This is a genomic window from Streptomyces sp. NPDC048584, assembly GCF_043199595.1.
In the GTDB taxonomy this organism is placed as follows: Bacteria; Actinomycetota; Actinomycetes; order Streptomycetales; family Streptomycetaceae; genus Streptomyces; species Streptomyces edwardsiae.
Map to the genome: position 1 here is coordinate 119,773 of NZ_JBICWF010000011.1, position 14,000 is coordinate 133,772.

The 14,000-nt window shown below is 72.1% G+C and carries 14 protein-coding genes and 1 pseudogene; 8 read left to right on the forward strand and 7 right to left on the reverse strand.

Annotation, left to right across the window (positions count from 1 at the left end):
* Positions 1–158 precede the first annotated feature (158 nt).
* Positions 159–800: a TetR family transcriptional regulator gene (locus tag ACGFR9_RS24185; protein WP_393212042.1), complete on the reverse strand. Its 642-nt coding sequence runs from the start codon at positions 798–800 to the stop codon at positions 159–161.
* 173 nt (positions 801–973) lie between these two features.
* On the opposite strand from ACGFR9_RS24185, the gene ACGFR9_RS24190 reads away from it, so the two are divergent.
* Positions 974–2,236, forward strand: a complete 1,263-nt coding sequence (locus ACGFR9_RS24190; RefSeq protein ID WP_393212044.1) for an acyl-CoA dehydrogenase family protein — start codon at positions 974–976, stop codon at positions 2,234–2,236.
* 103 nt (positions 2,237–2,339) lie between these two features.
* Entirely contained in the window at positions 2,340–2,996 is a 657-nt protein-coding gene (locus tag ACGFR9_RS24195; protein ID WP_393212046.1) for a transcriptional regulator, read from the forward strand.
* A 74-nt stretch (positions 2,997–3,070) separates the two neighbouring features.
* Here ACGFR9_RS24195 and ACGFR9_RS24200 read toward each other — a convergent pair whose 3' ends face one another.
* The 5 genes from ACGFR9_RS24200 to ACGFR9_RS24220 all read right to left on the reverse strand — a co-directional run bounded on the left by ACGFR9_RS24200 (position 3,071) and on the right by ACGFR9_RS24220 (position 7,791).
* Positions 3,071–3,307 (reverse strand): DUF6213 family protein, encoded by a 237-nt coding sequence (locus ACGFR9_RS24200; protein ID WP_030214426.1) that lies wholly within the window; start codon positions 3,305–3,307, stop codon positions 3,071–3,073.
* Between the two features lie 25 nt (positions 3,308–3,332).
* Positions 3,333–4,718: an NADP-dependent succinic semialdehyde dehydrogenase gene (locus ACGFR9_RS24205; protein WP_393212048.1), complete on the reverse strand. Its 1,386-nt coding sequence runs from the start codon at positions 4,716–4,718 to the stop codon at positions 3,333–3,335.
* 77 nt (positions 4,719–4,795) lie between these two features.
* A complete protein-coding gene (locus ACGFR9_RS24210; RefSeq protein ID WP_393212050.1) occupies positions 4,796–5,260 on the reverse strand; it encodes an NUDIX domain-containing protein in 465 nt (154 codons plus the stop codon).
* A complete protein-coding gene (locus ACGFR9_RS24215) occupies positions 5,257–6,795 on the reverse strand; it encodes an ATP-dependent DNA ligase (protein ID WP_393212051.1) in 1,539 nt (512 codons plus the stop codon). The genes ACGFR9_RS24210 and ACGFR9_RS24215 overlap by 4 nt, the downstream gene beginning before the upstream one ends.
* Positions 6,796–6,846: 51 nt before the next feature.
* Positions 6,847–7,791 carry an NAD(P)/FAD-dependent oxidoreductase gene (locus ACGFR9_RS24220; RefSeq protein ID WP_393212053.1) on the reverse strand — a complete coding sequence of 315 codons (945 nt, stop codon included), beginning with the start codon at positions 7,789–7,791 and terminating at the stop codon, positions 6,847–6,849.
* Between the two features lie 77 nt (positions 7,792–7,868).
* Between ACGFR9_RS24220 and ACGFR9_RS24225 the strand changes: the two genes are divergently transcribed.
* The 6 genes from ACGFR9_RS24225 to ACGFR9_RS24250 all read left to right on the forward strand — a co-directional run bounded on the left by ACGFR9_RS24225 (position 7,869) and on the right by ACGFR9_RS24250 (position 13,297).
* Entirely contained in the window at positions 7,869–8,444 is a 576-nt protein-coding gene (locus ACGFR9_RS24225) for a helix-turn-helix domain-containing protein (RefSeq protein ID WP_030214444.1), read from the forward strand.
* 125 nt (positions 8,445–8,569) lie between these two features.
* The gene (locus ACGFR9_RS24230) at positions 8,570–9,547 is read left to right on the forward strand and encodes an NADPH:quinone oxidoreductase family protein (protein WP_393212056.1); all 978 of its coding nucleotides are present in this window, start codon (positions 8,570–8,572) and stop codon (positions 9,545–9,547) included.
* Positions 9,544–10,725 (forward strand): acyl-CoA dehydrogenase family protein, encoded by a 1,182-nt coding sequence (locus ACGFR9_RS24235; RefSeq protein ID WP_393212058.1) that lies wholly within the window; start codon positions 9,544–9,546, stop codon positions 10,723–10,725. The genes ACGFR9_RS24230 and ACGFR9_RS24235 overlap by 4 nt, the downstream gene beginning before the upstream one ends.
* Positions 10,722–11,795, forward strand: coding sequence for an acyl-CoA dehydrogenase family protein (locus ACGFR9_RS24240; RefSeq protein ID WP_393212060.1), 1,074 nt, complete (start codon positions 10,722–10,724; stop codon positions 11,793–11,795). The genes ACGFR9_RS24235 and ACGFR9_RS24240 overlap by 4 nt, the downstream gene beginning before the upstream one ends.
* A gap of 341 nt (positions 11,796–12,136) precedes the next feature.
* The gene (locus ACGFR9_RS24245) at positions 12,137–13,000 is read left to right on the forward strand and encodes a phosphatidylinositol-specific phospholipase C/glycerophosphodiester phosphodiesterase family protein (RefSeq protein WP_393212062.1); all 864 of its coding nucleotides are present in this window, start codon (positions 12,137–12,139) and stop codon (positions 12,998–13,000) included.
* Between the two features lie 102 nt (positions 13,001–13,102).
* Positions 13,103–13,297 (forward strand): hypothetical protein, encoded by a 195-nt coding sequence (locus ACGFR9_RS24250; RefSeq protein ID WP_393212064.1) that lies wholly within the window; start codon positions 13,103–13,105, stop codon positions 13,295–13,297.
* 6 nt (positions 13,298–13,303) lie between these two features.
* Here ACGFR9_RS24250 and ACGFR9_RS24255 read toward each other — a convergent pair.
* Positions 13,304–13,697: pseudogene (locus ACGFR9_RS24255) on the reverse strand (luciferase family protein).
* Positions 13,698–14,000 lie beyond the last annotated feature (303 nt).

Below are 14,000 nucleotides of genomic sequence, written 5' to 3' on the forward strand. Positions count from 1 at the left end.
CCGGACGGCCCGGCCGCTCGGGACCGGGGCCTCCGGGTGCCGGATGGCGTGGCCGCACGGACCGGGGCGTGGGTGGCGGGCGGAGTGGCCGCTGGGAACCGGGGCTTCCGGGCGCCGGGTGGGGCGGACGCTCAGAGGTAGCCGCCGGGCACCGGCGCTCAGAAGCCGGGGCCGCCGACCTTGTCGCCCGCGGCGGCCAGGCGGCCCCAGAGCAGGTCGGCGAGGCTGCGGACCAACTCGGCCCGGGAGCAGGGGCGTTCGCCGAGCCACCAGTCACCGGCCGCGTGCATCATGCCGACGATGCCGTGCCCCCACACGCGGGCCAGCTGCTGGCCGCCCGGCCCGAGGTCCAGCCGTTCCCCGATCACCTGGGCCAGCTCCTCGCCCATGCGCCGCAGCAGCGGTGCCGAGTGCTTGCCGACGTCGAAGCTCTGGTCGCTCTGTGTTTCATCCGCCGGGTGCATCAGGAACCGGTACACCTGCGGCCGGGCCTCGATCGCCGACAGGTAGGTGTCGAGGGTCGCCTCGACCCGCTCGCGGCGGTCCGCCGGGGCGTCCAGCGCGGCCCGCAATGAGTCCAGCAGCGCGTCGGTGTGCCGTTTGGCCAGGGCGGCGTAGAGTCCTCCCTTGTCCCCGAAGTGCCGGTAGAGGATCGGCTTGGTGATGCCGGCCTCGGCGGCGATCGCGTTCATCGAGGCCCTCGGGCCGTCGCGCAGCACCACCCGGTCGGCGGCCTCCAGCAGCTCACGCCGGCGTCGCTCGGCGGGCGTCTGCTGATCGGTCCGCTGTGTGGTGTCCATGAGTTCTCCCCACCCGTGCTGGTTCGGTGACGCCTGCGCAAACTAACACTGAAGGTGCCGAGGTCATCGAACGGGATGCCGAGGGTGCCAGGGGAGTTGACTTTTCCTACCCACCGGTAACAGACTCGGGGTTACCGCAAGTAACATGCACGTGTGCTGCCGCTGGAGGGGTCATGGCCGAGTTCACCATGGAGCTCAACGACGAACAGAAGGAGGTCCGGGACTGGCTGCACGGCTTCGCCGCCGATGTGATCCGCCCCGCGGCCGCCGAATGGGACGAGCGTGAGGAGACTCCCTGGCCGGTCATCCAGGAGGCCGCCAAGGTCGGCATCTACTCCCTGGACTTCTACGCCCAGCAGTACTTCGACGCAAGCGGCCTGGGCATCCCCATGGCCATGGAGGAGCTCTTCTGGGGCGACGCCGGCATCGCCCTGTCGATCGTCGGCACCGGCCTCGCCGCCGTGGGCGTCCTCGCCAACGGCACCGAGGAGCAGATCGGCACCTGGATCCCCCAGATGTACGGCGACGCGAGCGACGTCAAGGTCGCCGCGTTCTGCTCCTCCGAGCCCGACGCCGGCTCCGACGTGGCCTCGATGCGCACCCGCGCGGTGTACGACGAGGCCAAGGACGAGTGGGTGCTCAACGGCACCAAGACCTGGGCGACCAACGGCGGCATCGCGAACGTGCACGTCGTGGTCGCGGTGGTCGACCCCGAACTCGGCTCCAAGGGCCACGCCTCCTTCATCGTCCCGCCGGGCACCCCGGGCCTGTCCCAGGGCCAGAAGTTCAAGAAGCACGGCATCCGCGCCTCGCACACCGCCGAGGTCGTCCTCGACAACGTGCGCGTGCCCGGCTCCTGCCTGCTCGGCGGCAAGGAGAAGCTGGACGAGCGCCTCGCCCGCGCCCGTGAACGGGCGAGGAAGGGCGGCATGGGGGTCCCCCCGCTCGAGCGAAGCCGAGAGCGGGGGAGCGTGAAGAACGCCGCCATGGCCACCTTCGAGGCCTCCCGTCCCGCCGTCGGCGCCATGGCGGTCGGCACCGCCCGCGCGGCGTACGAGGTCGCCCTGGAGTACGCCACCACGCGTGAGCAGTTCGGCCGCCCGATCATCGACAACCAGGGTGTCGCCTTCCAGCTCGCCGACATGCGCACCCAGATCGACGCCGCCCGCCTGCTGGTGTGGCGCGCCTCCTGGATGGCGGTCAACGGCAAGCCGTTCACCGCGGCCGAGGGCTCGATGTCCAAGCTGTTCGCCAGCGAGACCGCCAAGAAGGTCACCGCGCAGGCCATACAGATCCTCGGCGGCAACGGCTACACCCGCGAGTACCCGGTGGAGCGCATGCACCGCGACGCCGCGATCTACACCATCTTCGAGGGCACGAGCGAGATCCAGCGCCTGGTCATCGCCCGCACCCTGTCGGGCATGCCGATCCGCTGAGTACGGCCACCCGAGCGACCCGGCGGTGCGGGCGGCACCGCCGGGTTACCCCTGAGCGGCTCCGGGGCAGGTCTGGTGCGTGACCGACGCGACGGAGGACGCGATGACACGCACGGCCCGGGACCTGTTGGAGACGACCACCAGGGAACTCGCCCCCGACCCGCGCTCCAACCCGCTGGTCCCCCTGATCGCCCGCGGCGAGGCGGATCCCGCGGTCCTGGCCACGCTGGCCCTGGAACAGCGCTGGGTGATCCCGGCGGACCGCCGCGCCTTCCTCCACCTGGCGGAACGCTCCGACCCGGAGTCGGCCGCCTACTTCACCGCCCTGGCGGAGGGTGAGCGACTGGCGGAGCACCACCTGAGGCCGTTCACGGCCGCGTGCGGCGTCGACGAGCCCCAGGCAGCCGCGTACAGCCCCCTGCCGGGCTGCCAGTCCTACCCCGCGTACGTCGCCTGGCTGGCCCTCAACGCGAACCCGGCGGACGCGGTCCTGGCCCTGTCGGTCAACTTCTCGGCCTGGGGCACCTACTGCGCCACGATCGCCACGGCCCTGCGCACCCACTACGGCTTCGGCGACGACTTCTGCGCCTTCTTCGACTTCTTCGCGCAACCCGCCCCGGACCTGGACCGCATGGCCACCGAGGCGGTACAGAAGGCCCTGGACGCGGGGCGCCTGGACGAGAACCGTGCGCTCGGTCACGCCCGCCTGCTCCAGGCCTACGAGGCGAACTTCTGGGCAGCGCTCGGGGAACGTACCTAGGGGCGCGGGGCTGCTTCGACATGCGGCTCCGCCGCGTGGGCGCGATCAACCACAACGCACCCGCACCCGCGAAACTACGACGCACCCCCACTGCTGTGGGCGATGCAGGCAACGTCGATCCGGTCGGCCAACTTCGCAAGCTCAATGGTCAACGCGGCGACCGTGTCCTCATCCAGCCCTTCCTCCCCCGCCTCCACCAGCCGGACCCACCGCCCGCCCACCGTACGCAGCAGCTTGCTGACATCGGCGGCGGCAACCTGCAAGGTCCCGCGGTCGTCGACGATCAGAGGCAGAGTCACTTCGCGGTTCACAGTCGGGATCGTAGCCGCGCGGACATCACGCACCCTGCCAAACCGTGGTGATGTTGCAGAACTCCCGGATTCCGTGCCCGGACAGCTCACGCCCGTACCCGGACCGCTTGGCCCCGCCGAACGGGAACGCCGGATGGGAGGCCGTCATCCCGTTGACGTACACACTGCCCGCCTCCAGATCCCGTACGAACCGGTCGACCTCGGCCTCGTCGCGGGTCCAGACGTTGGAACTCAGCCCGAAGTCGGTGTCGTTGGCGATCAGGACCGCCTCGTCGATGTCCGCCGCGCGGTACAGCGTGGCGACCGGGCCGAAGGCCTCTTCGCGGTGGATGCGCATCTCCCGGTCGATGCCGGCGAGCACGGTCGGACGATAGAACCAGCCGGGCCCCTCGGGGCGCTCACCGCCGCACAGCACGGTCGCACCCGCGCGTACGGCGTCGTCGACCAGTTCCTCGAGATCGGCGCGGCCCCTCTCGCTGGAGAGCGGGCCGACGTCGGTCTCCTCCTCCATCGGGTCGCCGACCTTCAGCGCCTTCATGCCGGCCGTGAAACGCTCGGCGAAGGCGTCGTAGACGTCCGTGTGCACGATGAACCGCTTGGCGGCGATACAGGACTGCCCCGTGTTCTGCGTCCGCGCGGTGACCGCCACCTCGGCGGCCCGGTCCAGATCTGCGGAGGGCATGACCACGTACGGGTCGCTGCCGCCCAGTTCCAGCACCGTCTTCTTGATCATTTCTCCGCAGGTGGAGGCGACCGCGCGGCCCGCGGGCTCGCTTCCGGTGAGGGTGGCCGCCTTCACCCGCTCGTCGCGCAGGATGTCGTCGACGGCGGCGGAGCCGATGAGGAGGGTCTGGAAGCAGCCCTCGGTGAAGCCCGCGCGGTGGAACAGGTCCTCCAGGTACAGGGCGGTCTGCGGCACGTTCGAGGCATGCTTGAGCAGACCGACGTTGCCCGCCATCAGGGCGGGCGCGGCGAACCGCACCACCTGCCACAGCGGGAAGTTCCAGGGCATCACGGCGAGCACGGGGCCGAGCGGCCGGTAGCGCACCAGGACCCGGGAGGCTCCGGAGTCCCGTACGTCGGAGGCGTCGGGTTCCTCGTCGGCGAGGAGCTCCGCCGCGTGATCGGCGTACCAGTGCATCGCCTTGGCGCACTTCGCGGCCTCCGCGCGGGCCTGCTTCACCGGCTTGCCCATCTCCGTGGTGATCACCCGGCCGATGGACTCGCGGTCCTCGTCGAGGAGCTCGGCGGCCCGGTGCATCAGACGGGCGCGCTCCTCGAAGGAGGTCGTCCGGTACGTCCGGAAGGTGGCCTCCGCGAGCTGGATCCGGTGCCCGATCTCCTCCTCGTCCATCGGGTGGTACGTCTTGACCGTCTCACCGGTCGCCGGATTCACGGTGGCGATGTGCATCGCTGACCTCCCTGGAGCAGGCTGTGCTTTTTGACCTTCCCGCGCGGCGGTGGGCGGCGCAACGCGGGAAGGTCTCCTCAGGGCGAGTGCTCCGCCAGGCGGTCGAGAAACGCGCTCTGGGCGGAGACGATCACCTCGCGGGCCCGGTCCAGGGGGAACCACGCCACCCGGTCGAGTTCCGGGAACTCCGCCGTCCGCCCCGACCGCGGCGGCCACTCCATCGTGAAGGTGCCGGGGACGACCGCCGCCGGATCGAGATCGGCCTCCACCGCCCAGGCCGTGACGGTCTTGCCGCCCGCCTGCCGGACCTCCCCGAGCGCCATGGCCTTCCCGTCCGGCGGCGCCAGGCCCAGTTCCTCCCGGAACTCGCGGCGTGCCGCGTCCCAGGCCGGCTCGTCGGGGTCGTACTCACCCTTCGGCACCGTCCACGCCCCGGATTCGCGCCGGGCGAAGAACGGGCCGCCCATATGACCGAGCAACACCTCGAGGCCCTGAGCGGTGTGCCGGAACAACAGCAGTCCGGCGCTGCGGGTGCCCTTCACGGCCGTACCCCGGGGTGCGCGGCGAGCAGGGACTCGACCGTGTCGGCGTCCTCGGGGCGCTTGTCCTCGCGGTAGCGGATCACGCGCGCGAAGCGCAGGGTGACACCGGCCGGGTAGCGGGTGGAGCGCTGGAGGCCGTCGTAGGCGATCTCCACGACGAGTTCGGGCCGTACCGTCACGACGTATCCGCTCTCCTCGACCGCGAGCTCCCGCAGTCGTGCGGTCTGCCAGGTCAGCATCGCGTCCGTCATGCCCTTGAAGGTCTTGCCGAGCATGGCGAAGCCGCCGTCGGCGGTGCGGGCGCCCAGATGCAGATTGGAGAGCTTCCCGGTGCGGCGGCCGTGGCCCCACTCGGCGGCCAGCACCACCAGGTCGAGCGTGTGTACGGGTTTCACCTTCAGCCAGGAGGCACCGCGCCGGCCCGCGCTGTAGGGGGCGTCCACCCCCTTGACGACGACACCCTCGTGGCCGCGTTCCAGTGTCCCGGCGAGGAACTCCTCCGCGGCGGCCAGGTCCCCGGGCCCCGACACCAGGGTGCGGCGCACCCGCATGGGTTCGGGGACCAGCCGGGCCAGTTCCGCGTGCCGCTCGGTGAGGGGGAGGTCCAGCAGGTCGCGGCCGTCCACACAGAGCGCGTCGAAGAAGACGGGGGAGACCGGGACCTCCCGCGCGGCCGTGGCCACGTCCACCCGGGAGCCGACGCGTCCGGCGGTCTCCTGGAAGGAGCGGGGGCGGCCGTCGTCGTCGTAGGAGATGACCTCGCCGTCCAGGATGAACCGCTCGCCCGCCAGCTCCCGCGCCGCCGCCGTCACTTCCGGCAGCCGGTCGGTGATGTCGTCGAGGGTGCGGGTGTGCACGCGCACCGTGTCGCCGTCGCGGTGCACCTGGACGCGGATGCCGTCGAGCTTCTCCTCCACCGCGCAGACCCCCAGCTTCCCGACCGCCTCGGCGACCGAGGAGGCGCTGTGCGCCAGCATCGGCAGCACCGGGCGGCCGACGGTCAGCCGGAACCGCTCCAGCGCTCCCGGACCGTCCGCCAGCAGCGCCCCGGCCACCGTCTGCAGTGAGCCCGCCAGCATCACGGCCCGCCGTACCTCCGTCGCCGGCGCGTCCGTGGCCTGCGCCAGCCCCTCCACCGCGACCGCGTCCAGGGCGCCCTGCCGGACCTCGCCGGTGAGCAGCCCGAACAGGAACCGCTGCTCGTCCCCGGTGCAGGCGCCGAGCAGCTCGCCGACCAGCCGGGCCCGCTCGGCCTGCGATCCCGGACCGGACACCTTGCCGAGCGTGGTGAGCAGCGCGTCGACCTCGCGCACCGTGAGGGACGGCTCGCCGGCCGGGGCGACCGGACGGCTCAGCACCTGCGGGCCGACCCCGATACGGCCCTGCGGCAGCCGCCCCGCCAGATACGGGATGACCACCGGCACATCGTCCGGCTCCGCCTCGCGGAACAGCTCGGCGAGCAGGGCGATCTTCCGGGACCGCGCCGAAGTGGCGGCGACCTCCTGGGACACACGGGCCAGCCGGGACAGCAGCATGCAGCCATGGTGCTACGGAGGCCGGCGCTCCACACCCCGGCCGTGCGGCGTCTACCCGTCCACCGCCGCGTCCAGGTCGCTCATCCGCAGGTCCCCCACGATCGCGGCCGCCGCACGGTAGCCGCCGCTCGCCGCGTGTACCACCTGCTCGGCGAAGCCGATCGCGTTGCCCGCCGCCCACACCCCGGGCACCGTGGTCAGACCGGTCGGGTCGACGACCGGGTACGCCCCGAACGGGGTCTCGTTCATCTCGGCGCCCAGCCGCTCCAGCAGGCCCGTCCGCGGCATGGGACGCGGCGCGACGAACACCACCGAGCGGGCGTGCGTGCTGCCGTCGGCCAGCCGCACCCCGGTGAGCCGGTCGTCCTCGGCCACCAGCTCCGCGACCTCCCCGGGCACCACGGCGACCCCGGCGGCGGCGAGCCGGCGCAGATCCTGGTCGGTCAGCTCCTCCTCGGCGACCCGGTGCAGGAAGAGGGTGACGTCCTTCGACCACTGGGACACCATCAGTGCCTGGTGCACGCTCATCGCGCTCGACGCGAGGACGCCGAAGGGCTCGTCGCGCACCTCCCAGCCGTGGCAGAACGGGCAGTGCAGCACGTCCCGCCCGAACCGCTCGGCGACCCCGGGGACGTCCGGCATCACGTCCTTCAGCCCGGTCGCCACGATCAGCCGCCGGGCGCGTACGGCCGGACCCTTGTCGAGTACGACGGTGAAGTCCCCGTCCCGGGTGACGTCCGTGACCCGGTCCCGGACGAGCTCCACGCCGTAGCGCGCGATCTCCTCCCGGCCCAGCGTCAGGAACTCGGCCGGGGACATCCCGTCCCGCGACAGATAGCCCTGCATGTGCGACGACGGCGCGTTGCGCGGCTCGCCCGCGTCGACGACCAGTGCCCGGTTCCGCGCCCGGCCCAGCACCAGCGCGGCGGACAGCCCCGCCGCCCCGCCTCCGACCACGACCACGTCGTAGGTCCCGTTCTCGTATGTCTTGTTCATCGTGACCACCTCCACGACGACAGTCGCCCGGGCACTGCCGTATTGACAAACAACTTTGCCGAACCTGCAATATCGGTATGACTACGGACGATGTTCTGGCGGAAGTGGGCGCCCGGCTGCGGCGGATCAGGAAGGAGCGGGAGGTGACCCTCGCCGCACTCTCCGAGGCGACCGGCATCTCCGTCAGCACGCTCTCCCGGCTGGAGTCGGGGCTGCGCAAACCCAGTCTGGAGCTGCTGCTGCCGATCGCGCAGGCCCACCAGGTGCCGCTGGACGAGCTGGTCGGCGCGCCGCCGGTCGGTGACCCGCGCATCCGTGCCTCCCAGCCGATCCAGCGCTACGGCCGCACCTTCTGGCCGCTCACCCGGCAGCCCGGCGGGCTCCAGGCGTACAAGGTGGTCGAACCGCAGCGGAAGCTCGAACCCGAGCCGCGTACCCACGAGGGCTACGAGTGGCTGTACGTGATGTCGGGGAAGCTGCGCCTGGTGCTCGGTGAGCACGACGTGGTGCTGGTGGCGGGGGAGGCGGCCGAGTTCGACACGCGGGTGCCCCACTGGTTCGGGTCTACGGGGGAGGGGCCCGTGGAGTTCCTCAGCCTGTTCGGTGCGCAAGGGGAGCGGATGCATGTGCGGGCGCGGCCCAAGCGGGCGTGAAGGACCCCGCGGCCGGTCGATCCCGCCTCGCGTGACGGACGCTTCCCTGATCGGCAAGCGACCGCTTAGTATGCGGTGGACCCGGTCAGGCGAACACGACGTTCACGCTCCCGTGGAGGCCCCGCATGCAGGCATGGCAAGTGCACGAGCTCGGCGAGCCGGGCGAGGTGATGCGTCTCGCGGAGGTGGCGCGGCCGGAGCCCGCTGACGGGCAGGTCCTGCTGAAGGTGCGCGCCGCCAACATCAACTTCCCGGACGCGCTGATGTGCCGGGGCCAGTACCAGGTCAGGCCACCGCTGCCGTTCACGCCGGGCGTGGAGATCTGCGGTGAGACCGAGGACGGGCGCCGTGTGATCGCCAACCCCGCGCTGCCGTACGGCGGTTTCGCCGAGTACGCCGTCGCGGACGCCGCCGCACTGCTGCCCGCGCCCGACACGCTGGACGACGCAGAGGCCGCCGCCCTGCACATCGGCTACCAGACCGGCTGGTTCGGCCTGCACCGCAGGGCCCGCCTGGAGGCCGGCGAGACCCTCCTCGTCCACGCCGCCGCAGGCGGGGTCGGCAGCGCGGCCGTACAGCTCGGCAAGGCCGCCGGCGCCACCGTCATCGGCGTGGTCGGCGGCGCCGCGAAGGCGTCCGTCGCCCGCGGACTGGGCTGCGACGTGGTGATCGACCGGCGCGAGCAGGATGTCGTCGCCGCCGTGAAGGAGGCCACGGGCGGCCGGGGCGCCGACGTGGTCTTCGACCCCGTCGGCGGTCCGGCGTACGCCCAGTCCGCGAAGGCCGTCGCCTTCGAGGGCCGGATCGTCGTCGTCGGCTTCGCGAGCGGCTCCATCCCCAGCCCCGCCCTGAACCACGCCCTCGTCAAGAACTACGCGATCCTCGGCCTGCACTGGGGCCTGTACAACACCAAAAACCCGAAGCTGGTCCAGCACTGCCACGAGCAGCTCACCGCACTCGCCGCCCGGGGCGCGGTCAAGCCGCTGGTGAGTGAACGCGTACCGCTCGCCGGGGCCGCCGACGCCGTACAGCGGGTCGCCGACGGCCTCACCACCGGACGTGTCGCCGTGCTGCCCCCGACGGAGAACGGAGCCGCCGCATGACCGACGCCGCCGAACTGCGCCGCCGTACCCAGGACCTCCTCGCCGAGCATCCCCCGGCCGGCACGGAGCGCCTGGACTTCCTGCGCGCCCGCTTCGACGCCGGACTGGCCTGGGTGCACTTCCCCGAGGGGCTCGGCGGACTCGGACTCCCGCGCTCCCTCCAGGCCGTCGTGGACGCCGAACTGGAAGCGGCCGGGGCACCCGACAACGACCCGCGCCGCATCGGCATCGGCCTCGGCATGGCCGCGCCGACGATCCTGCGGTACGGCACGGAGGACCAGAAGCGCCGCTTCCTCAAGCCCCTGTGGACCGGTGAGGAGGTCTGGTGCCAGCTGTTCAGCGAGCCCGGCGCCGGATCCGACCTGGCCGCCCTCGGCACCCGCGCCGTCCGTGAGGGCGAGGACTGGGTGGTCGACGGGCAGAAGGTGTGGACGTCCAGCGCCCATCTCGCCCGCTGGGCCATCCTCATCGCCCGCACCGACCCGGACGTGCCCAAGCACCGGGGCATCACCTACTTCGTCTGCGACATGACCGACCCCGGCGTCGAGGTGCGGCCGCTGCGCCAGATCACCGGCGAGGCCGAGTTCAACGAGGTCTTCCTCACCGGCGTCCGCATCCCCGACGCCCACCGCCTAGGGGAGACCGGCGACGGCTGGAAGGTCGCGCAGACCACCCTCAACAACGAACGCGTCGCCATCGGCGGCATGCGGCTGCCCCGCGAGGGCGGCATGATCGGCCCGGTCGCCGAGACCTGGCGCGAACGCCCGGAACTGCGCACCCACGACCTCCACCAGCGGCTGCTGAAGCTGTGGGTCGAGGCCGAGGTCGCCCGGCTCACCGGCGAACGCCTGCGCCAGCAGCTCGTCGCCGGGCACCCCGGCCCCGAGGGCGCCGGCATGAAGCTCGCCTTCGCCCGCCTCAACCAGGAGATCAGCGGCCTGGAGGTGGAACTGCGCGGCGAGGAGGGCCTGTTGTACGACGACTGGACCATGCGCCGCCCGGAACTGGTCGACTTCACCGGCCGCGACGCCGGCTACCGCTACCTCCGCTCCAAGGGGAACAGCATCGAGGGCGGGACCAGCGAGGTCCTGCTGAACATCGTCGCCGAGCGCGTTCTGGGCCTGCCCACCGAACCGCGCACCGACAAGGACGTCGCCTGGAAGGACCTGGCCCGATGAGCGATCTTCTGTACGCGGAGGAGGAAGAGGCGCTGCGCGCCGCCGTCCGGGACCTGCTCACCGACCACTGCGACGCGGCGGGCGTCATCGCCCGCACCGAGTCGGACACCCCGCACGACCTCGCGCTGTGGAAGTCGCTGGCCGGTGCCATGGGCCTCGCGGGCCTGCTGATTCCGGAGGAACTGGACGGGCAGGGCGCCACGCACCGGGAAGCCGCGGTCGTCCTCGAGGAGCTGGGGCGGGCGGTCGCGCCCGTCCCGTATCTCACCAGCGCCGTCGTCGCCACGGAGGCGCTGCTGGAGTGCGGCGCCGACGACCTGCTCTCCCGGCTGGCGTCCGCCACGGCGATCGGCGCGCTCGCCGTCGCCCTCAACGTCCCGGCGGGTGGCGCCCACAGGACCGTACGGCTGGAGAACGGCGGCCTGCACGGCGAGCTGACCGGCATCGCGGACGCGGCCGTCGCCGACGTGTTGCTGGTGCCCGCCGACGACGGCGGCCTGTACGCGGTCGACGCCGCCGCCGTCACGATCGTCCCCCAGGTCTCCCTGGACCTGACCCGGCCGCTCGCGACCGTCGTGCTCGACGGCGCCCCCGGGCGGCTGCTCGGCGAGGCCGGACCCGCCGTGCGCCGGGCCCTGCGGGCCGGCGCCGGACTGCTCGCCTCCGAACAACTCGGGCTGGCCGAATGGTCGCTGACGGAGACCGTCGCCTACGTGAAGGACCGCAAGCAGTTCAGCCGTCCGGTGGGCGGCTTCCAGGCGATCAAGCACCGGCTCGCCCAGCTGTGGCTCGAGGTCGTCAGCCTCCGCGCCGCCGCCCGTAACGCCGCCGACGCGCTCGCCACCGGCGAGGACGCCGACGTGGCGGTGACCGTCGCCCAGGCCTACGCCGCACCCGTCGCGGTCCGCGCCGCGGAGGAGGCACTGCAACTGCACGGCGGTATCGGCATGACCTGGGAACACCCGGTGCACCTCCACCTCAAGCGCGCCAAGGCCGACTCGATCGCCTACGGCACGGCAGGCGCCCACCGCGAGGCGCTCGCGGAACTGGTCGACCTGAGAGCTCGTTGAGTCCGCTTCAGGTGGCGGCCTCGTCCGGGACGGGCGCGGGTCGGTCGGACTCCAGCCGGTGCGAGTTCGGCCATGCTCTCTCAGGAGGCTGGTGAGATCGCAGACGCAGTGGCGAGGCCGATCAGCCCGACATAGACATGACGAGTGCTGGGCGAGGATCAGTACCACGATCCTGCGAAGAAGCCCGTCCCTCCGGGGGCGGGCTTCTTCCGCGTGCCCTGCTCCGGTGAGGTGAACGACCGACGGCGGATCGGCCAACTCCCCGCACCACCCTGCTCCTTGGCCACCCGTGGACCCCATACTCTCCATGGTCCCGTCCGGCCCTTCCAGGGAGGCAGAGCATGGCCCTCACCACCCGTCGCAGAGCCCTCACCACCCTCGGCGCCGCCCTCGCCGGCACCGCCGCGCTGCCCGCCGCACAGGCACTGGCCGGTGAACAGAGGCACCGGCCCCGTCCGTTGTGGCGCGCCCACGCCCACAACGACTACGAGCACCCCCGCCCCCTCCTCGACGCGCTCCACCACCGCTTCGGCAGCGTCGAAGCCGACATCTACCTGGTCGACGGTCAACTCCTCGTCGCCCACGACCCCGTGGACCTCGACCCGGCCCGCACGCTGAGGTCCCTGTACCTCGACCCGCTCGCCGCGCGCGTGCGGGCCAACCGCGGCTCCGTGTACCGCGGGAACCACAAGCCGCTCCAGCTGCTGGTCGACATCAAGACCGAGGGGGCGGCCGCCTATCTCGAACTCGATCGCCAACTGCGCCGCTACGGCCATTTGTTCACCACCTGTGCGCACGACAGGGTGCTGCCCGGAGCGGTCACCGTCGTCGTCTCCGGCGACCGCGCGGCCCGCCCGCCGATGGAGGCCCAGCGGGTGCGCCGCGCCTTCTACGACGGCCGGCTCACCGACCTCGGCACCACCGCACCCGCCTCCCTCGTCCCACTGATCAGCGACAACTGGACACTCAACTTCAGCTGGCAGGGCGTCGGCGCCTTCCCCGACGCCGAGCGCCAGAAACTGCGCGCCATCGTGGGCGCCGCCCACACGCGCGGGCAGCGCGTACGGTTCTGGGCCACCCCGGACCTGCCCGGCCCCGCCCGCGACGCACTCTGGGGCGAATTGGTGGCGGCGGACGTCGACCACCTCAACACCGACGACCTCGCGGGCCTGGAAACCTTCCTCGACGCCCACCGGAGGGCGTGACACCACACGTTCGGCGGACAGCTCAGCCGCCCGGACGAACCCTCCGCTACGCCACACTTGCGGCCGAACGCCGCGAAACGGATGTGGCGGAGGAGGTTGACGATGGCGATTTCCATCTCTGTGGTGCTGCTGCTCTCGGTCCTAGCGGTGATCTTCCTGCGCAACGGCGGGCTGAAGGTCTCCCACGCGCTGGTCTGTCTGCTGCTCGGTTTCTACCTGGCCAGCACGAGCATCGCGCCCACGATCCACAGTGGCCTCACGGCGACCGCCGACATCGTCGGCAGTCTGCGGCCGTGAAGGGGTTCAGCGGTCGGCCACCGCGCCACGCGGCAGCACCGTGACACGGTGGAAGTTGCAGCCGGCCGGCGCGGGCAGGGCGGACGGAGGCCGGTTCTGGTGGGCCTTGAGCGCGACGCTCACCAGACTCAGCAGCAGGTCGATGTCCGTGGCGCAGTCGAGATGGGCCGTCACCCAGCCCGAGCCCGGCACCAGTTGTATGGCACTCGAGCCGCCCAGGTCGTAGTGGAAGCGCTGGACGGCGCGTCGGGTCAGGTGGAGGTCCACGTCCCGCGGAGCGGAAGTGGACGATCTCGTCCCGGGCGCTACGCAGCGCCTGCCCCGTACCGCGACGTGGCGGACAGGCCGAGAGACCGAGCCACGTGAGCAGTCGCTCCATGGCTCGCTGCGCCGGTGTCATGCGCCCATCGTCGGCTGCTCGACGTCCGGCAACCAGAAGGTGTGCGATCCGTCATCGAGTGGTGAGGTCGTGGACCCGCGGGGCGCCCCGCGAGCCGGGCCCCCGCGCCCCTCGACGACACCACGGGTCCCGCTCGCTCCGGCCTCGACGCACCGGTGAATAGGCATGTCCGGCCACCTGGGCCGCCTTCGGCCGGGTCCGTCCGCACACCTCGGCGACCGGCTGGGGGAACGCCCCGTCCGACCGGGCCCTTTCGCCGAACTCGGCGACCCGCGGGGTCGGCTTCGCCCGGCCCCTCGGTCG

Excerpts from the sequence above, each read along its gene's own strand:
- ACGFR9_RS24215 (WP_393212051.1), bottom strand. The coding sequence starts at position 6,795 with ATGCTGCTGTCCCGGCTGGCCCGTGTGTCCCAGGAGGTCGCCGCCACT.
- ACGFR9_RS24220 (WP_393212053.1), bottom strand. The coding sequence starts at position 7,791 with ATGAACAAGACATACGAGAACGGGACCTACGACGTGGTCGTGGTCGGA.
- ACGFR9_RS24250 (WP_393212064.1), top strand. The coding sequence starts at position 13,103 with ATGGCGATTTCCATCTCTGTGGTGCTGCTGCTCTCGGTCCTAGCGGTG.
- ACGFR9_RS24230 (WP_393212056.1), top strand. The coding sequence starts at position 8,570 with ATGCAGGCATGGCAAGTGCACGAGCTCGGCGAGCCGGGCGAGGTGATG.
- ACGFR9_RS24225 (WP_030214444.1), top strand. The coding sequence starts at position 7,869 with ATGACTACGGACGATGTTCTGGCGGAAGTGGGCGCCCGGCTGCGGCGG.
- ACGFR9_RS24245 (WP_393212062.1), top strand. The coding sequence starts at position 12,137 with ATGGCCCTCACCACCCGTCGCAGAGCCCTCACCACCCTCGGCGCCGCC.
- ACGFR9_RS24240 (WP_393212060.1), top strand. The coding sequence starts at position 10,722 with ATGAGCGATCTTCTGTACGCGGAGGAGGAAGAGGCGCTGCGCGCCGCC.
- ACGFR9_RS24205 (WP_393212048.1), bottom strand. The coding sequence starts at position 4,718 with ATGCACATCGCCACCGTGAATCCGGCGACCGGTGAGACGGTCAAGACG.
- ACGFR9_RS24235 (WP_393212058.1), top strand. The coding sequence starts at position 9,544 with ATGACCGACGCCGCCGAACTGCGCCGCCGTACCCAGGACCTCCTCGCC.
- ACGFR9_RS24195 (WP_393212046.1), top strand. The coding sequence starts at position 2,340 with ATGACACGCACGGCCCGGGACCTGTTGGAGACGACCACCAGGGAACTC.
- ACGFR9_RS24185 (WP_393212042.1), bottom strand. The coding sequence starts at position 800 with ATGGACACCACACAGCGGACCGATCAGCAGACGCCCGCCGAGCGACGC.
- ACGFR9_RS24190 (WP_393212044.1), top strand. The coding sequence starts at position 974 with ATGGCCGAGTTCACCATGGAGCTCAACGACGAACAGAAGGAGGTCCGG.